The following is an 18,231-nucleotide window of genomic DNA, read 5'->3' on the forward strand; positions in this document are numbered from 1 at the left end:
GTCCCGGGGCTCGGACCCGGAAGACCCCGGGCTCGGAGGGCTTTCAGACCCCGCCGGCCGCACCCCGCTCCGGGACGCGGGCGAGGAAGCCGTACAGCGCGTCGCGTACGTCCTGCGGGCCCCAGCGCAGCCCCGGAGCGCCCACCGTCACCTCGGTCACGGCCGTCCCCGGCGGACCGGGCGCACCCGGCGCGTCCCAGACGCGGAACAGCACCGTCCCGTCCTCCTCGGCCTGCCGCACCCCCGCCTCCGTCAGCCCGTCGGCGCCGTACGGCAGCCACACCTGGAACTGGTGGGTGTGCGGCTCGGCCGGATGGATCCGGAACCACGGCGTCCCGGCCTCCGCCAGCCCCTCCCGCAGCGCCGCCGCGACCATCGTGGCGTGGGCGGTGTACCGGGGCAGCCGGGGCAGTTCCCGCTCCAGCCCCACCAGGGCGGACAGCGCGGCGGGCCACTGCTGGAAGACCTGCCCGCCGTAGCGGTGCCGCCAGGCGCGCGCCTCCGCCACGAAGTCCGCGGGACCGGCCAGGGCGGCGCCCGAGAGGCCGCCGAGGGACTTGTAGAAGGACACGTACACGCTGTCGGCCAGAGCGGCGATCTCCGGGAGCGTGCGCCCGAAGTGCGTGGTGCACTCCCACAGCCGCGCGCCGTCGAAGTGCACCACCGCGTCCCGCTCCCGCGCGGCCTCGGCAACCGCCACCAGCTCGTCCCACGTCGGCAGCACGAAACCGGCGTCGCGCAGCGGGAGTTCGAGCATCAGCGTGCCGAAGGGCTCCTCCAGCTCCCGTACCTCCTCGGCGGTGGGCGGGCGCGCCTCGGTGGTGGGGTGCACGGTGCCCAGCCCGCTCAGCCGCCCCAGCGCGCCCCGCTCGTGGCGCTCGGGGTGCGCCACCGGGTGCAGGGCGACGACCGGGTTGCCGGTACGGCCCGCCCAGCAGCGCAGGGCGACCTGCTGGGCCATGGTGCCGGTGGGGAAGAACGCGGCGGCCTCGTGGCCCAGCACGGCGGCGGTGCGCTCCTCCAGGCGGGCGACGATCCCGTCGCCGTAGATGTCGGGGCTGCCGTCCAGGTCGTACACCTCGGCGCCCTCCTCCGCCAGCCGGGCCAGCCGCCCGGCGAGCGTGCCGTCCACCGGGCCGTCGGACAGCTTCCGCCGCGCCGCGGTCCACGCCGCGAGCCTGCGGGCCCGCTCGGCCTCGGCGTCCCCTGCCCCGGATCCCCCTGCCCCGGTGCCTCCTGCTCCGGTGCCTCCGCGCGCTTGCTCTGCTTCTCCGGTTTCCTCGTCAGCGGTCATGCGCCCGATGATCCCCCACCGCGCAGGCCCGGCGCCGGTCTTTTCCCCACCGGTCCCCGCCGGCCCCCGCCGACCCGGCGGGACCTCAGCGCAGCACCGCCTCCAGGAAGTCGCTGCCCAGCCGCGCCACGACGGTGACGTCCAGGCGGTGCTGCACGTACCGCCCGTGCCTGCGCGTCGTCAGCAGCCCCGCCTCCCGCAGCGCCTTCAGGTGCCGGGAGACCTCCGGCGCGGTGATCCCCAGCCCGTTCGCCAGCTCACCGGTGGTGTACGGGGCGCGGGCCAGGCTGCGGCACAGCCGGATCCGCACCGGGTGGGCCAGGGCCTCCAGACGGCGCTCCATCACCTCCACCGATCCCGGGCCCGCGCGCAGCTCGCGCGAGGCGACCGGGTACTCGATCACCGGCCGCCAGCCCGGGGCGTGCAGCACCAGCAGATGGGGCCAGCCGAAGGCGGTGGGCACCAGGGTCATCCCCGGCCCGACGGCCGGGTCCACCGCCGTCGTCCGGCCCTGCGCCAGCTTGTCGACGACCACGCGCCGCCCGCCGCCGTCCTCCTCCACGGTGATCGCGGACGACGCGGCGGCCAGCGCCTCGGCCAGCCCCCTGCGCCGCAGCAGGTCCGTCTTGTGCCGGGCGTCGGCGGCGAGCTGCCCGCGCACCCGCTGCCAGGTGTCGGCGAAGAACGCCCGGTCGCAGTCCTCCAGCAGCCGCCGTATCCAGGCCCGCACGGCGGGCGGGTCCGCCAGCAGGTGCCGCACGAACTCCAGTTGCTTGGGCCCGCGCGCCGCGGCCCGCTCCAGGGCCCGCCGCCGGGCCCCCTCGTCGACCAGCGGGGAGGGACCCTCGCCGCTGTAGTCGGCGGAGCAGTTGATCTCCAGCGCGGCCCGGACGTACCGCTCGTCGTCCAGCCGGTCCACGGAGTCCAGCTCCTCGGCGAGCGTGGCGCCGGGCCGGGGACCGCCGGGCAGCAGGATGTCGGAGCGGGTGGAGCGCCACAGGATGTCCGCGTCGGAGAGCCGCCCGGCGAGGTCCGGTTCGAGCCCGGCGAGCGTCGTGGTCGTCCAGCCGTGCAGCCCGGGGTGGTGCGAGGGCTCGGAGAGGGCGTGCAGGGCGGCGCTCAGCTCCGCCAGCGGGGAGGGGGAGAAGACGACGTGCTCCCCGGGCAGGCCGGTGATGTCGATGACCAGGCTCATGGGGCCATCCTGCCCGTCGCCGGCCGCGCCCCCGCCGTCGTTTGACGGCCGGGGTCAATCCGCGTGCCCGGCCGCCGCGGGCGGGCGCAGCGTGGGGGCATGAGCTTCCAAGCCGAGTACGCACTCGCCCAGTACCGGGCCGCCCGGCACGGGCAGGAACCGCCGCCCCTGCCGGGCCTTGCCGACCCGCGCGCCGGCCGGGAGTTCCGGGACGCCCTCCTGGACTCCCGGCCCGCTCCCCGCCCCGCCGTACCGCTCCTCGCGCGTCTGCGCCGGGCGCTGCCGGCCCGGCGGCGGGAGCCCTGCTGACCGGGCGGCCGCCTGCCCGGCGAGGCCCGGAGCCCCGCGCCGGCCCGTCCCGCGCCCGTCCCTGCCCGTCCCGCCCGGCGGGCGGGCGGGACGGGGAGCCGGCGAGTCCGCGTAGCATGGCAGCAATCGTCCGGTACCGGGTCCTGCGGACTGGAACGGAAGGCCGAGCTCACGTGAACCAACCTCCCTCCGGCGCCGCCGGGGACCGTCCCGCGCGCCTGACCGTCGGCGTCGTCGGCGCGGGCCGCGTCGGCCCCGCCCTGGCCGCGGCCCTCGCCCTGGCCGGGCACCGCCCGGTGGCCGCATCCGGCGTCTCCGACGCCTCCCGCCGCCGGGCCGAGGCCCTGCTGCCGGGGGTGCCGCTGGTGGAGCCCGCCGAGGTCCTGGCCCGCGCCGACCTCGTCCTGCTCACCGTCCCCGACGACGCCCTGCCCGCCCTGGCCGCGGGCCTGGCCGAGACCGGCGCCGTACGCCCCGGACAGCTGCTGGCGCACGCCTCGGGCCGCTACGGCACCGCCGTCCTCGACCCCGCGACGCGGGCCGGGGCCCTGCCGCTGGCGCTGCACCCGGTGATGACGTTCACCGGCACACCCGTGGACGTGCAGCGGCTGGCGGGCTGCTCCTTCGGCGTCACCGCGCCCGAGGAGCTGCGCCTGGCCGCCGAGGCCCTGGTCATCGAGATGGGCGGGGAACCGGAGTGGATCGCCGAGGAGGCCCGCCCGCTCTACCACGCGGCCCTGGCCCTCGGCGCCAACCACCTGGTCACCCTGGTCGCCCAGGCCATGGAACTGCTGCGCACCGCCGGGGTCTCCGCACCCGACCGGATGCTCGGCCCGCTGCTCGGCGCGGCCCTGGACAACGCCCTGCGCTCCGGCGACGCCGCGCTGACCGGCCCGGTCGCCCGGGGTGACGCCGGTACGGTCGCCGCCCACATCGCCGAGCTGCGCCGCCACGCCCCGCAGGCGGTGGCGGGCTACCTCGCGATGGCCCGCACCACCGCCGACCGGGCCCTGGCCGGCGGACTGCTCAGGCCTGAACTGGCCGAGGACCTGCTGGAGGTCCTCTCCGACGGGGGTACCCGGTGACCGGACCGACCGCCGACCACAGGAGCCCAGCCGTGCCCGCGCCCGCAGCCGAACCCACACCCGTACCCGTCCTGCACACCGCCGCCGGGCTGCGCGCCCTGCCGCGCCGGGGGCGGCGGGCGGTGGTGATGACGATGGGCGCCCTGCACGAGGGCCACGCGGCCCTGGTCCGCGCCGCCCGGGAGAGGACCGGGGCCGAGGGGCAGGTGGTGGTCACCGTCTTCGTCAACCCGCTGCAGTTCGGCGCGGGCGAGGACCTGGACCGCTATCCGCGCACCCTGGACGCGGACGTCGTGGTGGCCGCGGGCGCGGGCGCCGACGCCGTCTTCGCGCCGCCGGTGGAGGAGGTCTACCCCGGCGGGGAGCCGGAGGTGAGGATCAGCGCGGGCCCGATGGGCGAGCGCCTGGAGGGCGCCAGCCGGCCCGGCCACTTCGACGGGATGCTCACCGTCGTGGCCAAGCTGCTCCACCTCACCGCCCCCGACCTGGCGCTCTACGGGGAGAAGGACGCCCAGCAGCTCGCCCTGATCACCCGGATGGTGCGCGATCTGAACTTCCCCGTGGAGGTCGAGGGCGTCCCCACCGTGCGCGAGCCCGACGGCCTGGCCCTCTCCAGCCGCAACCGCTACCTGTCGGAGGCCGAGCGCACCACCGCCCTGGCCCTCTCGCGCGCCCTGTTCGCCGGACGCGACGCGGTGGCCGCGGGCGGGGCGGGTCCGCGCGAGGTGCGCCAGGCCGCCGAGGCCGTACTGGCGGAGGCCGGGCGGGCGCGGCCGCCGCTGGTGCCGGACTACCTGGCGCTGGTGGACCCGGCCCACTTCACGGAGATCCCGGCGGAGCCCGGCGCCTACGAGGGCGAGGCCGTGCTCGCGGTCGCGGCGCGGGTGGGCACCACACGACTGATCGACAACGTCCGGCTGCGCCTCGGACGCCCCGGAGGGGTTCGGTGAACGGGATGACGGCAGGCCTGCGGCTGGACGCGCCGCGCTCCGGCTGGGCCATCGCCGCGGACGTGGTGGTGGTCGGCTCCGGAGTGGCCGGCCTGACCGCCGCGCTGCGCTGCGCGGCCTCCGGCCGCAAGACGGTGATCGTCACCAAGGCCCGGCTGGACGCCGGCTCCACGCGCTGGGCGCAGGGCGGGATCGCCGCCGCGCTGGGCGAGGGCGACACCCCCGGCCAGCACCTGGACGACACCCTGGTCGCGGGCGCGGGCCTGTGCGACGAGGAGGCGGTGCGCACCCTGGTCACCGAGGGGCCGGACGCGGTACGGCGGCTGATCGCCGCCGGGGCGCGGTTCGACACCTCCGCCGAGACCGGCCGGATCGCCCTGACCCGCGAGGGCGGCCACCACCGCCGCCGCATCGCCCACGCGGGCGGCGACGCGACCGGCGCGGAGATATCCCGAGCCCTGGTGGCGGCCGTACGCGACGCCGGGATAGAGACGGTGGAGAACGCCCTCGTCCTGGACCTGCTCAAGGACGCCGGCGGGCACGCCGCGGGCGTCTCCCTCCATGTGATGGGCGAGGGGCGGCACGACGGCGTGGGCGCCGTCCACGCCCCGGCGGTGGTGCTGGCCACCGGCGGAATGGGCCAGGTGTTCTCCGCGACCACCAACCCGTCCGTCTCCACCGGCGACGGCGTCGCGCTGGCGCTGCGGGCGGGCGCGGAGGTCTCCGACCTGGAGTTCGTCCAGTTCCACCCGACCGTGCTCTACCTGGGCCCGGGCAGCGAGGGCCAGCAACCGCTGGTGTCGGAGGCCGTACGCGGCGAGGGCGCGCACCTCGTCGACGCCGATGGCGAGCGCTTCATGGTCGGGCAGCACGAACTGGCCGAGCTGGCACCGCGCGACATCGTCGCCAAGGGCATCATGCGGCGGATGCGCGAGCGGGGCGCCGACTGCATGTACCTGGACGCCCGGCACTTCGGCGCACGGATGTGGCAGGAGCGGTTCCCCACCATCCTCGCCGCCTGCCGCGCCCACGGCATCGACCCGGTCACCGAGCCGGTCCCGGTCGCGCCCGCCGCGCACTACGCCTCCGGCGGCGTGCGCACCGACCTGGCGGGCCGCACCACCGTGCCCGGCCTGTACGCGTGCGGCGAGGTCGCCTGCACGGGCGTGCACGGCGCCAACCGGCTGGCCTCCAACTCCCTGCTGGAGGGCCTGGTCTTCGCCGAGCGGATCGCCGCCGACATCGCCCGCACCCCCGTGCGGACCCCGGCCCCCGCGGACCCCGGCGACCTCGCGGGCACGCGGACCGTTCCGCTGCCGCCCGCCGAGGCGCGGTACGCGATCCAGCGCACCATGACGGCCGGTGCCGGGGTGCTGCGCTCCGCGGAGAGCCTGGCGCGGGCCGTGGAGGAGCTGGCGGCGCTGGCGCCGGACGAGACCGGCAAGCCGGCCGAGCCCGGTGTCGAGACCTGGGAGGCGGCCAACCTCCACCTCGTCGCCGGTGTCCTGGTCGCCGCGGCCCTGCGCCGTACCGAGACCCGCGGCTGCCACTGGCGCGAGGACCACCCCGAACGGGACGACGATTCCTGGCGCCGGCACCTGGTCGTCGCCCTGCGTCCCACCGCCGGGGGCTCCGAACTCGCCGTCGGTACGACCGACTCGACCGCGTTTCCCCCGGTCACGGGCGGGGGGACACCATGAGCGTCGCACGCGCGGCCGCCGGGCCGCATGTCATCAGGAGCCCGCGCTGTGGCCGCGTGGGCGCAGAAGCCCACGAGGAGACACAGTGACCACCCCCAAGCCCGACGAACTTCCGCTGCTCCAGATCGGTTTCGGCCGTCCCGGCGAGGCGGTGAACGGCACCGGCGGGGGCTGCGGCGACGCCTGCGGCTGCGGCGGTGCGGACGACGGTCCCGACCTGGATCCGCTGGAGTGCGGTCTGGACCCGGACCTGGCCGCGCTGCTGGCGGACGCGGGCCTGGATCCGGTGCAGGTGGAGGACATCGCCCACATGGCGATCGAGGAGGACCTCGACCAGGGCGTGGACGTCACCACCGTCGCGACCATCCCCGAGGACGCCGTCGCCACCGCCGACTTCACCGCCCGGGAGGCGGGCACCGTCGCCGGGCTGCGGATCGCCGAGGCGGTCCTGTCGGTGGTCTGCACCGAGGAGTTCGAGGTCGAGCGGCACGTCGAGGACGGCGACCGCGTCGAGGCGGGGCAGCGTCTGCTGTCGGTGCGCGCCCATACCCGTGATCTGCTCACCGGCGAGCGCAGCGCCCTCAACATCCTGTGCCGGCTGTCCGGTGTCGCCACGGCCACCCGCGCCTGGGCCGACGCGCTCGAGGGCACCGGCGCGAAGGTCCGCGACACCCGCAAGACCACCCCGGGGCTGCGCTCCCTGGAGAAGTACGCGGTGCGCTGCGGCGGCGGGGTCAACCACCGGATGTCGCTGTCGGACGCCGCGTTGATCAAGGACAACCACGTGATCGCCGCGGGCGGGGTGGCCGAGGCGTTCAAGCGGGTGCGCGAGGAGTTCCCCGGCGTGCCGATCGAGGTGGAGGTGGACCGGCTGGACCAGATCGAGCCCGTCCTCGCCGAGGGCGCCGACCTGATCCTGCTGGACAACTTCACCCCCGGGCAGACGGCCGAGGCGGTCGCGCTGGTCGCCGGCCGGGCGAAGCTGGAGTCCTCCGGCCGCCTCACCCTGGCGAACGCCCGCGCGTACGCGGACACCGGCGTGGACTACCTGGCGGTCGGAGCGCTCACCCACTCCTCCCCGATCCTCGACATCGGCCTGGACCTGCGCGACGAGGCCCGCGGCGGCGCGGACGGACAGGGGCGCGACTGATGCTGCTCACGATCGACGTCGGCAACACCCACACCGTCCTCGGCCTGTTCGACGGCGACGAGATCGTCGAGCACTGGCGGATCTCCACCGACCCCCGCCGCACCGCCGACGAGTGGGCCGTCCTCCTCCAGGGTCTGATGGGCATGCACCCGCTGCTCGGCGAGGACCTGGGCGACGGTATCGACGGCATCTGCATCTGCTCCACCGTCCCCTCCGTCCTGCACGAGCTGCGCGAGGTGACGCGCCGCCACTACGGCGACATCCCCTCCGTCCTCGTCGAGCCGGGCGTCAAGACCGGGGTGCCCATCCTGATGGACAACCCCAAGGAGGTCGGCGCGGACCGGATCATCAACGCGGTGGCGGCTGTCGAGCTGTACGGCGGCCCGAGCATCGTCGTGGACTTCGGCACGGCCACCACCTTCGACGCGGTCTCCGCGCGGGGGGAGTACACCGGCGGCGTCATCGCCCCGGGCATCGAGATCTCCGTCGAGGCGCTCGGCGTGCGCGGCGCGCAGCTGCGCAAGATCGAGCTGGCCAGGCCGCGCAGCGTCATCGGCAAGAACACCGTCGAGGCGATGCAGTCCGGCATCCTCTACGGCTTCGCCGGACAGGTGGACGGCGTGGTGGAGCGGATGGCCCGCGAACTGGCCGACGACCCGGACGACGTGACCGTCATCGCCACCGGAGGCCTGGCCCCGATGGTGCTGGGCGAGGCGACGGGGATCGACGAGCACGAGCCGTGGCTGACGCTGATCGGGCTGCGCCTGGTCTACGAGCGGAACATGGCGCGGGGCTGAGCACGGGGCCGGGGGACAGGGCCCGGGTACGGGACCGGGACCGGACGCAGGACCGAATGCGGGGCCGGGACACAGCGATGCGGCGATATGTCGGCTTTGACGACTTCTGCCGTAATGTCACCGTATGCCCACGCCCTACGGTTCCCGAGGCGCCATGCTCCTCAGTCCGGACGAGCTGCGCGTCCTGCGCAGCGCCCTCGCCCTCGTCCTCCAGCCCGCCCGCGCCCAGCCGTCCCCGCGCGCCGGCGGGCGGCGGTCGCAGGGGCCGGAGGGGCCGGAAAGACCGGAGGGGCCGGAGGAGGAGCGCGCCGAGGCGGTTCGCGCGTGTCTGTGGCTGGCCGACGCGCTGGACGAGGCGAGCCGTGAGGCGGACCGGCTGAGGGCCTTCCTGCGGGCGGACCTCGACCGCTACCGCGCCGCGCTGCCGGGCTCGGCCCCGGGGTACCTCGCACGGCTGGAGGAGGCCGTCGCGCTGGGCTGTACGCCGCGCACGGAGGATCTGAGGGTGCTGCGCGAGCTGTGCGGCCACGGGTCCGGCGAGGCGGAGGGAGAGCGCCGCGCCGGGCTGCTGCGGCGCTGCGAACGGCTGGCGGCGCCCTCGGAGCACCCCCGTGCCCCCGAGTCCCCGGACCGCGACCCCGAGTCCCCGGGCCGCGCCCGGCCGATGGCCGTGCCGCGCCCGGTCCCCACCCCGGCCGAGGTCTTCCCGCCCCGCGGTCCGTACCCGGCGTGCCGCCAGGCGCTCCCGGCCTGACGCGCGGCCGGGCCCCCGCCGGGGTCCGGCGGAGCCGCCGGTACGCTGGAGGTCCGGTATCCAAGGAGGCTGATCCGGCATGGAGTACATCGCCGCACTCACCCCGTCCGTGGTGATGGCCGTGGCCTTCACCGCTCTCATCGTGACGATCGTCAAGAGCCAGGGCGGTGCCAACAAGTCCAAGGAGGACGCCGCGGTGGACAGCGCCCTGGCGCGTGCCGAGGCCGCGCGCGGCGCGTCACCGGCCGACGGCACCCCCAGGGCCTAGCGGCCCGCACCGGCGGCGTGTACCGCCGGACGGCGGATGCCGCGGCGGCGCGGGAGCGCACGCCGGGAGGTTCATCTCCCCGGTGTGCGCTCCTCTTTGTTTACCGTCCGGCCAAAACAAAGCGCTCAATACCGTTCATATGCGGCTATCGTTCTTGGTGTGCCTCGGCCACTGGGAGAGCTGGAAGACGCGGTGATGACGCGGGTATGGCAGTGGAACCGCCCGGTCACGGTGAGAGAAGTGCTCGACGACCTCCGGCGTGAACGGCCGATCGCCTACACCACCGTCATGACCGTAATGGACAACCTGCGGGAGAAGGGATGGCTGCGGCGAGAGCGCGAAGGCCGGGCCTATCGATATGAAGCCGTCTCCACCCGGGCCGCCTACTCCGCGGCACTCATGAACGAAGCCTGGGCGGCGAGCGACAACCCCGCGGCGGCACTGGTGGCCTTCTTCGGGATGATGTCGCCGGAACAGACGGAAGCACTGCGGGACGCCTTGCGCGTCGCACATCTCGACGACACGCACCCCGGCGCCCCCGCCGAGGGCCCCGGTTCTCCGGAGCGATAGCGTCCCCGGCATGTCAGAAGCCGTAAGTCGCGTAAGCCCCGCAAGCCCCGTAAGCGAGGTCACCGTCCGCAGGGCGAGAACAAGCGATGTGCGCACCGTGCGCCGTCTCATCGACGCCTACGCGCGCGACCGCATCCTCCTCGACAAAGCGACGGTGACGCTTTACGAGGACATCCAGGAGTTCTGGGTCGCCGAACGCGACCACGACGGCGAGGTCGTCGCCTGCGGGGCCCTCCACGTGATGTGGGAGGACCTGGCCGAGGTCCGCACGCTCGCGGTCGACCCCGCGCTCAGGGGCACGGGAGTGGGGCACCTGGTGCTGGAGAAGTTGCTGCAGACCGCACGCTGGCTGGGAGTCCGGCGCATTTTCTGCCTCACCTTCGAAGTGGACTTCTTCGCCCGGCACGGCTTCACCGAGATCGGCGAGACACCGGTGGACGGGGATGTCTACAGCGAGCTGCTGCGTTCCTATGACGAAGGTGTGGCCGAGTTCCTGGGGCTCGAACGAGTGAAACCCAACACCTTGGGTAACACACGGATGCTGCTGCACCTATGAGGTGCCCACGCCGTGCGCCCTATGTCCGAAAGATCCCTCCAATCCGGCCGGACCGGCCCGGCAATGTTCCCCCGAGGGTTTGTGTTTTCCCGGGAAAAGCGGTTTGCTTTCGTCGTCAGTATCAGTAATCGGTTTTCGGTGACTGACCACACACGACGAATGGGAGTAACCGGTGGCGCAGAAGGTTCAGGTCCTTCTTGTCGACGACATCGACGGCGGTGAGGCCGACGAGACCGTGACGTTCGCTCTCGACGGCAAGACCTACGAGATCGACCTCACCACCGCCAACGCGGACAAGCTCCGCGATCTGCTGGAGCCTTACGTCAAGAACGGCCGTCGCACCGGTGGCCGTTCGGCTCGCGGAAAGTCCCGCCCGTCCGCCGGCGGCGCGAGCCAGGACACCGCGAAGATCCGCGCCTGGGCGAAGGAGAACGGCTACGAGGTCAACGACCGCGGCCGTGTCCCCGCCAACATCCGCGAGGCCTACGAGAAGGCGAACGCCTGAGGCGCGCGGGCGAGCAGCGTGCGGTGAGCGCTCCGTCGCCGCCGCGCTCACAGGACCGGCGGGATCCGCCTCGCGCCCCGTCCGGGAGGCCGCAGCCGTGCCGCGGCCTCCCCGGGGACGTCTGCGACCGGGCGGCCGGGCCCGTCGTGCTCCGGACGGCGCCGCCCGCGTCCCGTCGCGCCGCACACCCCGGCCTCCGGGCGGCCGCCGGTGCTCCGGGGCGCCCCGTGTGCGCCGCTTACGCCGGTCGCTTACGTCGGTCGCGTACGTCACATGCGCCGTGTGCGGAACGGCCACCGGCCCGCGCTCCGGTCACGGAGAGTGGCGCACCGCTGCTCCGGGTGCCCGGCGAGCGGGTGGGGAAGGTGCGGTGCGCCGCGCAAGAGTGTTCGCCAGTAGCGGATGCCCCCGCCCCGCCCGGCATGGACTGTCGGTGTCCCGGGGTAAGAAGTCGGTGAAGAAATCCCACGTGGAACGGGGGTGCGGCACCGGCGATGGAGCGGTGGACGGACGTGGCGGCCCAGGAGCGTTCGCCGTCGGCGTAGTGGAAGCGGGCGGATATGTCTGGCCTGCGGGAACATCGTCTCGCACCATCGGGTTGGAACTGTTGTCGGCTGTTCGGGACGAGGGCGAGAGGTAACGGGCTCTCCTCCCCGCCAGCGCGGGAGCGATCCGGACGGGTGTCGGCAGTTGGAATGAGCGGTCCCCGCTTGCGGGACTAAGCTGCGGAAGGACAGGGAGGGGACCGACCCCTTACTGCCTGACCGCTCTGAGGAGCGATTAACGATGTTCGAGAGGTTCACCGACCGCGCGCGGCGGGTTGTCGTCCTGGCTCAGGAAGAAGCCCGGATGCTCAACCACAACTACATCGGCACCGAGCACATCCTCCTGGGCCTGATCCACGAGGGTGAGGGTGTCGCCGCTAAGGCACTGGAGAGCCTCGGGATTTCGCTCGAGGCGGTCCGCCAGCAGGTGGAGGAGATCATCGGCCAGGGCCAGCAGGCCCCGTCCGGCCACATCCCCTTCACCCCCCGTGCCAAGAAGGTCCTGGAGCTGTCGCTCCGCGAGGCCCTTCAGCTCGGCCACAACTACATCGGCACCGAGCACATCCTGCTCGGCCTGATCCGCGAGGGCGAGGGCGTCGCCGCCCAGGTCCTCGTCAAGCTCGGCGCCGATCTCAACCGGGTGCGGCAGCAGGTCATCCAGCTGCTCTCCGGCTACTCCGGGGGCAAGGAGGCGGCCACCGCGGGCGGCCCCGCCGAGGGCACCCCCTCGACCTCCCTGGTGCTGGACCAGTTCGGCCGCAACCTCACCCAGGCGGCCCGCGAGTCCAAGCTCGACCCGGTCATCGGGCGCGAGAAGGAGATCGAGCGGGTCATGCAGGTGCTGTCCCGCCGCACCAAGAACAACCCGGTCCTCATCGGCGAGCCCGGCGTCGGCAAGACGGCGGTCGTCGAGGGCCTGGCCCAGGCCATCGTCAAGGGCGAGGTGCCCGAGACGCTCAAGGACAAGCACCTGTACACGCTGGACCTGGGCGCCCTGGTCGCCGGGTCCCGCTACCGCGGTGACTTCGAGGAGCGCCTGAAGAAGGTCCTCAAGGAGATCCGCACCCGCGGCGACATCATCCTGTTCATCGACGAGCTCCACACCCTGGTGGGTGCGGGTGCCGCCGAGGGCGCGATCGACGCCGCCAGCATCCTCAAGCCGATGCTGGCCCGCGGGGAACTCCAGACCATCGGCGCGACGACGCTGGACGAGTACCGCAAGCACCTGGAGAAGGACGCGGCCCTGGAGCGCCGCTTCCAGCCCATCCAGGTCGCCGAGCCGTCGCTGCCGCACACCATCGAGATCCTCAAGGGTCTGCGCGACCGCTACGAGGCCCACCACCGCGTGTCCATCACGGACGCCGCCCTGGTGGCCGCCGCGCAGCTCGCCGACCGCTACATCTCGGACCGCTTCCTGCCGGACAAGGCGATCGACCTGATCGACGAGGCCGGTTCCCGGATGCGCATCCGCCGCATGACCGCACCGCCGGACCTGCGCGAGTTCGACGAGAAGATCGCGAACGTGCGCCGGGAGAAGGAGTCCGCGATCGACTCGCAGGACTTCGAGAAGGCGGCCTCCCTCCGCGACACCGAGAAGCAGCTCCTGGCTGCCAAGGCCAAGCGGGAGAAGGAGTGGAAGGCCGGCGACATGGACGTCGTCGCCGAGGTGGACGAGGAGCTGATCGCCGAGGTCCTGGCCACGGCCACGGGCATCCCGGTGTTCAAGCTCACCGAGGAGGAGTCCTCGCGCCTGCTCCGCATGGAGGACGAGCTGCACAAGCGCGTCATCGGGCAGGAGGACGCCATCAAGGCGCTGTCCCAGGCCATCCGCCGTACGCGGGCCGGTCTGAAGGACCCCAAGCGTCCCGGTGGCTCGTTCATCTTCGCCGGCCCGTCCGGCGTCGGTAAGACCGAGCTGTCCAAGACGCTGGCGGAGTTCCTCTTCGGGGACGAGGACGCCCTGATCTCCCTCGACATGTCGGAGTTCAGCGAGAAGCACACCGTCTCGCGGCTCTTCGGCTCGCCCCCCGGCTACGTGGGGTACGAGGAGGGCGGCCAGCTCACGGAGAAGGTCCGCCGCAAGCCGTTCTCGGTCGTCCTGTTCGACGAGGTCGAGAAGGCCCACCCGGACATCTTCAACTCGCTGCTGCAGATCCTGGAGGACGGTCGCCTGACCGACTCCCAGGGCCGGGTCGTGGACTTCAAGAACACCGTCATCATCATGACGACCAACCTCGGCACCCGGGACATCTCCAAGGGCTTCAACCTGGGCTTCGCCGCCCAGGGCGACGTCAAGACCGGCTACGAGCGGATGAAGGCCAAGGTCAACGAGGAGCTCAAGCAGCACTTCCGGCCCGAGTTCCTCAACCGTGTCGACGACACCGTCGTCTTCCACCAGCTCACCGAGGAAGACATCATCCGGATCGTCGACCTGATGGTCGCCAAGGTGGACGAGCGCCTCAAGGACCGCGACATGGGCATCGAGCTCAGCGGGGACGCCAAGAAGCTGCTCGCCAAGAAGGGCTACGACCCCGTCCTGGGCGCCCGGCCGCTGCGCCGGACGATCCAGCGGGAGATCGAGGACGTGCTGTCGGAGAAGATCCTCTTCGGCGAGCTGCGCCCCGGTCACATCGTGGTCGTCGACACCGAGGGCGAGGGCGAGGCGAAGAAGTTCACCTTCCGCGGCGAGGAGAAGTCGGCCCTGCCGGACGCCCCTCCGGTGGAGTCGGCGGCGGGCGGCGGCCCGAACCTCTCCAAGGACGCGTGAGGCGCAGGGACGTGTGAGGCGCTCCCGCCCGGACGGCGGGAGCGGCGCACGGCACCACCGAGCCGCAAGGCAGCAACACGGGCGCGGCCCGGGACCGTACGACGGTCCCGGGCCGCGCCCGTGCGCGCGGGGATCCCCGCGCGGGCTTCCGTCCGGTCCCCGACGGCCCGTGGCGCGCCGCACTGTGGACGGACCGCCGCGCACGGCGCGATCCTGGAGGGACGGGCCGGTGGGCGCGCTGCCCACGGTGGGACCGCACGTCCGCGACCATGGGAGGCACCGTGATCAAGGGTCTGGCCGCAGCCACCGTCTGGTCCACCGACCAGGAGCGGGACCTCAGGTTCTTCACCGAGAAGCTCGGCTTCGAGGTGCGCGGCGACGTCACCGAGGGCGGAACGCGCCGGATCACCGTCGGGGCCAAGGGCCAGCCGGACGTCGGGCTGACGCTGGTGCCGACGGACGGCCCCGGCATCGACCCCGGTTCGGCCCAGGCGCTGGCCGGGCTGGTCCGCAGGGGGATCCTCGGAGCGGGCGTACTGCGGACGGACGACTGCCGCTCCGCGTACGAGTGGCTGGTGGAGCGGGGCGTGGAGTTCCTCCAGGAGCCGCGCGAGGGGCCGCACGGCACCGAGGCGGTCTTCCGTGACGAGTCCGGCAACCGGTACTCGCTGGCCGAGGAGCGCGAGGTCGGGCCGGTCCTGAGCCGGGAGTGGTCGGAGGTCTGCGACTGACCCGCGCCCGCCGGCCCGCGCTCCGCCCCACCGGTCCCGCCGCGGGTGCGGGGCGTGTCCGGAGGGATCGCGGAGCCGACGGAACGGCGGCGGGTACGGGCATGGCGGGGAGCGGGGAGCGGGGAGTGTGTGCGGGGTGCGGCGGACCGTCCGCGCGGACGGCCCGCCGCACCCGCCTCACATGGCCGGGCTGCGGCCCTGGGGCAGCCGGTAGACGCCGTTCTCCAGCGGCTCGACCAGCCCGTCCGCGACCAGCCCGTCCAGCGCGCGCGCCCGCTGAACCGGCTCGTCCCACACCGCGTCCAGCGTCGCCTGCGGCACCGGCCCCACCGCATCGCGCAGCACGGCCAGCAGCCTGCCGCGCACCTGGCGGTCGGTGCCCGCGTAGCTCTGGCCGCGGCGCGGCGGACCGTCGTGCGCCGGCGAGCCGGCGCGGCGCCAGGCGCACAGGTCCATGATCGGGCAGTTCTCGCAGTCCGGTTTGCGGGCCGTGCACACCAGGGCGCCCAGCTCCATCGTGGCCGCCGCCCACCGTGCCGCCGTCGCGTCCTCCTCGGGCAGGACGGCCCGGGCGAGTCTGCGCTCGGCGGCGGTGGTGGCGGTCGGCGGGAACTCGCGGCCGCCGAACGCGCGGGCGAAGACCCGCCGGACGTTGGTGTCCAGCACCGCGTGCCGCTGCCCGTAGGCGAAGGAGGCCACGGCCGCCGCCGTGTACTCGCCCACCCCCGGCAGGGCCAGGAGTTGTGCGTGTTCCTTGGGCACGTCGCCGCCGTGCCGTTCCGTTATGGCGGCGGCTGCGCCGTGCAGCCGCAGGGCCCGGCGCGGATAGCCCAGCCGGCCCCAGGCGCGCACCGCCTCGCCGGGCGGCTCGGCGGCCAGGTCGGCGGGGCGGGGCCAGCGGGCGAGCCACTGCTCGTACACGGGCAGCACCCGGCTGACGGGCGTCTGCTGGAGCATGAACTCGCTGACCATCACACCCCAGGCGCCCGCCTCGGGGCGGCGCCAGGGCAGGTCGCGGGCGTGCTCGCCGAACCAGTCGATGACCGGTCCGTGGAGGTCGGTGGGGGCGGGGGACTCGGGGGGACGGAAGCCGGTCGCGGTCAGACCGGTGGCGCTGTGCTCGGATGTGGTCGCAGTCATGGCGTCTCCGATCCTGACACGGAGGAGCGCGGCAGCGAAGCGGCCCGCGCCGATGGGCGGCAGGCACCACCCGTCCCGATGTGCCCCTTTCATCCGAGGGGAGCGGTGTCCGGCTTTCCGGCGGGAGTGCGGACCGGCGGCGGCCATCGCCTACGAGGCGGGACCGGCGCGGCCGAGCCCGGCCCGCACCCGGTCCGCCAGTACGGTCGCCGGCCCGGCCGCCGACCGGGTCACCAGCAGTACCGCGGCCGCGCCCAGCAGCGCGCCCGCCGCCACGTCGTGCGGGTAGTGCACCCCGAGGAACACCCGGGAGAACGCCGTCAGCGCCGCCAGCGGCAGCACCAGCCAGGCCGTCGCCCGCCAGACCAGTACGACGGCCACCGCCGCGGCGGCGGCGATGGTGGCGTGGTTGCTGGGGAAGGACCAGTCGCCCGGCTCCGGGCAGGGCGCGATCGGGGCCGGCGCGCCCGCCACGGCGCGGCACGGCCGCTCCTCCCGCACGACCAGCTTGACGGCCTCGCTGGCGCCGTACGCCACCGCCACCGCCGCCCCGCCCAGCAGGGCCCGCGCCAGGACCCCCGGCTCGGCGCGCCGGGCCCGCCAGCACGCCGCCGCCAGCAGCGCGAGGAGGAACAGCAGCCCGCCCTCGGTGCCGTACTCGGCGAGCGAGTGCGCCCAGCGGGGGGTGTCGTGGGCGAAGTCGGTGACGCCCCGGTAGAGCTCGCTGTGGAGGCCGTCCCGGGAGCCGTCCACTGGTGTGCCGGGGGCTTCGCTTCGAAGATCACTGCTCATGTGTGAACGGTACGGAAGGAAACCGGCCGATCACCCCCTGCGATCGCCGGGCGTCACTCCTGACGATCGTCGGACCCCGCCGGACCGCTCATCATAAAAGTTGACCTCCTGCGCGGCGGGTAAGACCGTACGGGGCACTTGATGTCTCGTAAGGTTTGCGCGTGGGATCTCTGCGCAATCCGGTTGGACCCCTTCCCTCTTCCATCTACTGGAGGCGAAGGGCGGTCGTGCTTGCGCTCCTGCTGGTCCTGGCACTGCTCGTCATATGGGCCGTCAGGTCCGGAGGGCCGGGCGGCGACGGCGGGAGCGACCAGGGCGGGAAGCAGGGCGGCAACGAGGCGCCGGGCACCATCACCCCCGGGCCGTCCTCCTCCGAGTCCCTGATCAGCGAACGCCCCGGCGGGCGCGAGGAGTCCGACGGCGGCACCGGCGGCTCGGGGGGACCGGGCGGGTCGGGAGACGCGGGCGGCACCGGCGGCGACACGGCGGGGTCCGCCGGCGCCGGGTCCGGCGGCGGAGGCGCGGACGGCGAGGGCGAAGGCGGCGCGAACGGTTCCGGTTCGCGCGGCTCGGGCACCGGAGGAGCGGGCGGCGGCCCCGCCGGCGTCGTCTCGGGCGGAGTCGAGGCCGTGCCGGCCGACTCCACCCTCCCCGACTGCCGCCCCGGCTCGGTCGAGGTGACGCTGCGCAGCGAGGAGAACCGCTACGCGCCCGGCGAGGAGCCCGTCTTCCGGCTGACCGTGCGGAACGGGGGCGGCGGCGCCTGCAAGGTCGACTTCGGCACCGGCGCCACGGCCTTCACCATCATCGAGACCGAGGACGGCGACGAGAAGGTCTGGAAGTCCGAGCACTGCCCGAAGGGCGCCCGCTCGGCCCTCTACAAGGTCCCGGCGGGCGGTACGGCCGTGCGCACCCTGGAGTGGGACCGCAGGCACAGCACTCCCGAGTGCGGTACGCCGGGCGCCCAGGCGAAGGCAGGCACCTATCTGGTCGAGGCCGAGGTGGAGGGCCTGGAGAAGGTGCGCACCTCGTTCGTCCTCACCAAGGACTGAGCCGCCCGCGCCACGGACCGAGGAGCCGAAGGGGGCCGGAGAGAGCCGGACGGAGCCGGGCGGGGCTGAAC

18 protein-coding genes are annotated in these 18,231 nt (G+C 74.0%); 14 read left to right on the forward strand and 4 right to left on the reverse strand.

Annotated features, from left to right (window positions below):
* Positions 1-43: 43 nt before the first annotated feature.
* Both BMY40_RS10050 and BMY40_RS10055 read right to left on the reverse strand, forming a co-directional pair.
* The gene (locus BMY40_RS10050) at positions 44-1,294 is read right to left on the reverse strand and encodes a threonine aldolase family protein (RefSeq protein ID WP_093657682.1); all 1,251 of its coding nucleotides are present in this window, start codon (positions 1,292-1,294) and stop codon (positions 44-46) included.
* A gap of 85 nt (positions 1,295-1,379) precedes the next feature.
* Positions 1,380-2,489, reverse strand: coding sequence for a DUF5937 family protein (locus tag BMY40_RS10055; RefSeq protein ID WP_093657684.1), 1,110 nt, complete (start codon positions 2,487-2,489; stop codon positions 1,380-1,382).
* Positions 2,490-2,588: 99 nt separating this feature from the next.
* Here BMY40_RS10055 and BMY40_RS10060 point away from each other — a divergent pair, with 99 nt between their 5' ends.
* From BMY40_RS10060 to BMY40_RS10125, 13 genes are all read left to right on the forward strand, one after another.
* On the forward strand, positions 2,589-2,798 hold the full coding sequence (locus BMY40_RS10060) for a hypothetical protein (RefSeq protein WP_093657686.1): 210 nt from the start codon (positions 2,589-2,591) through the stop codon (positions 2,796-2,798).
* A 173-nt stretch (positions 2,799-2,971) separates the two neighbouring features.
* Positions 2,972-3,883 carry a Rossmann-like and DUF2520 domain-containing protein gene (locus BMY40_RS10065; RefSeq protein WP_093657688.1) on the forward strand — a complete coding sequence of 304 codons (912 nt, stop codon included), beginning with the start codon at positions 2,972-2,974 and terminating at the stop codon, positions 3,881-3,883.
* A 32-nt stretch (positions 3,884-3,915) separates the two neighbouring features.
* Positions 3,916-4,833 carry a pantoate--beta-alanine ligase gene (panC, locus tag BMY40_RS10070; protein WP_245769972.1) on the forward strand — a complete coding sequence of 306 codons (918 nt, stop codon included), beginning with the start codon at positions 3,916-3,918 and terminating at the stop codon, positions 4,831-4,833.
* Between the two features lie 5 nt (positions 4,834-4,838).
* Positions 4,839-6,533 carry an L-aspartate oxidase gene (locus BMY40_RS10075; protein ID WP_093657869.1) on the forward strand — a complete coding sequence of 565 codons (1,695 nt, stop codon included), beginning with the start codon at positions 4,839-4,841 and terminating at the stop codon, positions 6,531-6,533.
* Positions 6,534-6,618: 85 nt separating this feature from the next.
* Entirely contained in the window at positions 6,619-7,683 is a 1,065-nt protein-coding gene (nadC, locus tag BMY40_RS10080) for a carboxylating nicotinate-nucleotide diphosphorylase (RefSeq protein ID WP_093657692.1), read from the forward strand.
* On the forward strand, positions 7,683-8,480 hold the full coding sequence (locus BMY40_RS10085; protein ID WP_093657694.1) for a type III pantothenate kinase: 798 nt from the start codon (positions 7,683-7,685) through the stop codon (positions 8,478-8,480). The genes nadC and BMY40_RS10085 overlap by 1 nt, the downstream gene beginning before the upstream one ends.
* A 124-nt stretch (positions 8,481-8,604) precedes the next feature.
* The gene (locus tag BMY40_RS10090) at positions 8,605-9,234 is read left to right on the forward strand and encodes a hypothetical protein (protein WP_143071755.1); all 630 of its coding nucleotides are present in this window, start codon (positions 8,605-8,607) and stop codon (positions 9,232-9,234) included.
* Between the two features lie 79 nt (positions 9,235-9,313).
* Positions 9,314-9,502 (forward strand): hypothetical protein, encoded by a 189-nt coding sequence (locus tag BMY40_RS10095; RefSeq protein WP_093657698.1) that lies wholly within the window; start codon positions 9,314-9,316, stop codon positions 9,500-9,502.
* 159 nt (positions 9,503-9,661) lie between these two features.
* A complete protein-coding gene (locus BMY40_RS10100; protein ID WP_093657700.1) occupies positions 9,662-10,072 on the forward strand; it encodes a BlaI/MecI/CopY family transcriptional regulator in 411 nt (136 codons plus the stop codon).
* Between the two features lie 10 nt (positions 10,073-10,082).
* Positions 10,083-10,628: an amino-acid N-acetyltransferase gene (locus BMY40_RS10105; protein WP_093657702.1), complete on the forward strand. Its 546-nt coding sequence runs from the start codon at positions 10,083-10,085 to the stop codon at positions 10,626-10,628.
* Positions 10,629-10,800: 172 nt separating this feature from the next.
* A complete protein-coding gene (locus BMY40_RS10110; protein WP_093657704.1) occupies positions 10,801-11,133 on the forward strand; it encodes a histone-like nucleoid-structuring protein Lsr2 in 333 nt (110 codons plus the stop codon).
* Between the two features lie 786 nt (positions 11,134-11,919).
* A complete protein-coding gene (locus BMY40_RS10120; protein ID WP_093657706.1) occupies positions 11,920-14,445 on the forward strand; it encodes an ATP-dependent Clp protease ATP-binding subunit in 2,526 nt (841 codons plus the stop codon).
* A gap of 281 nt (positions 14,446-14,726) precedes the next feature.
* The gene (locus BMY40_RS10125) at positions 14,727-15,176 is read left to right on the forward strand and encodes a VOC family protein (protein ID WP_093657871.1); all 450 of its coding nucleotides are present in this window, start codon (positions 14,727-14,729) and stop codon (positions 15,174-15,176) included.
* A gap of 177 nt (positions 15,177-15,353) precedes the next feature.
* Here the strand turns inward: BMY40_RS10125 and BMY40_RS10130 are convergent, their stop codons facing one another.
* Together BMY40_RS10130 and BMY40_RS10135 are read right to left on the reverse strand one after the other, a co-directional pair.
* Entirely contained in the window at positions 15,354-16,316 is a 963-nt protein-coding gene (locus BMY40_RS10130; protein WP_093657708.1) for an HhH-GPD family protein, read from the reverse strand.
* A gap of 150 nt (positions 16,317-16,466) precedes the next feature.
* Positions 16,467-17,108 (reverse strand): phosphatase PAP2 family protein, encoded by a 642-nt coding sequence (locus BMY40_RS10135; protein ID WP_093657710.1) that lies wholly within the window; start codon positions 17,106-17,108, stop codon positions 16,467-16,469.
* Positions 17,109-17,335: 227 nt separating this feature from the next.
* Between BMY40_RS10135 and BMY40_RS10140 the strand changes: the two genes are divergently transcribed.
* The gene (locus BMY40_RS10140; protein WP_342745069.1) at positions 17,336-18,160 is read left to right on the forward strand and encodes a hypothetical protein; all 825 of its coding nucleotides are present in this window, start codon (positions 17,336-17,338) and stop codon (positions 18,158-18,160) included.
* Positions 18,161-18,231: the final 71 nt, after the last annotated feature.

Source organism: Streptomyces radiopugnans (genome assembly GCF_900110735.1).
GTDB classification, from domain to species: Bacteria; Actinomycetota; Actinomycetes; order Streptomycetales; family Streptomycetaceae; genus Streptomyces; species Streptomyces radiopugnans.

Bases quoted from the DNA above. Each gene is read 5' to 3' on its own strand.
- BMY40_RS10050 (WP_093657682.1), bottom strand. From the start codon at position 1,294: ATGACCGCTGACGAGGAAACCGGAGAAGCAGAGCAAGCGCGCGGAGGC.
- BMY40_RS10095 (WP_093657698.1), top strand. From the start codon at position 9,314: ATGGAGTACATCGCCGCACTCACCCCGTCCGTGGTGATGGCCGTGGCC.
- BMY40_RS10060 (WP_093657686.1), top strand. From the start codon at position 2,589: ATGAGCTTCCAAGCCGAGTACGCACTCGCCCAGTACCGGGCCGCCCGG.
- BMY40_RS10085 (WP_093657694.1), top strand. From the start codon at position 7,683: ATGCTGCTCACGATCGACGTCGGCAACACCCACACCGTCCTCGGCCTG.
- BMY40_RS10090 (WP_143071755.1), top strand. From the start codon at position 8,605: ATGCCCACGCCCTACGGTTCCCGAGGCGCCATGCTCCTCAGTCCGGAC.
- BMY40_RS10055 (WP_093657684.1), bottom strand. From the start codon at position 2,489: ATGAGCCTGGTCATCGACATCACCGGCCTGCCCGGGGAGCACGTCGTC.
- BMY40_RS10105 (WP_093657702.1), top strand. From the start codon at position 10,083: ATGTCAGAAGCCGTAAGTCGCGTAAGCCCCGCAAGCCCCGTAAGCGAG.
- BMY40_RS10135 (WP_093657710.1), bottom strand. From the start codon at position 17,108: ATGAGCAGTGATCTTCGAAGCGAAGCCCCCGGCACACCAGTGGACGGC.
- BMY40_RS10120 (WP_093657706.1), top strand. From the start codon at position 11,920: ATGTTCGAGAGGTTCACCGACCGCGCGCGGCGGGTTGTCGTCCTGGCT.
- BMY40_RS10075 (WP_093657869.1), top strand. From the start codon at position 4,839: ATGACGGCAGGCCTGCGGCTGGACGCGCCGCGCTCCGGCTGGGCCATC.
- BMY40_RS10130 (WP_093657708.1), bottom strand. From the start codon at position 16,316: ATGACTGCGACCACATCCGAGCACAGCGCCACCGGTCTGACCGCGACC.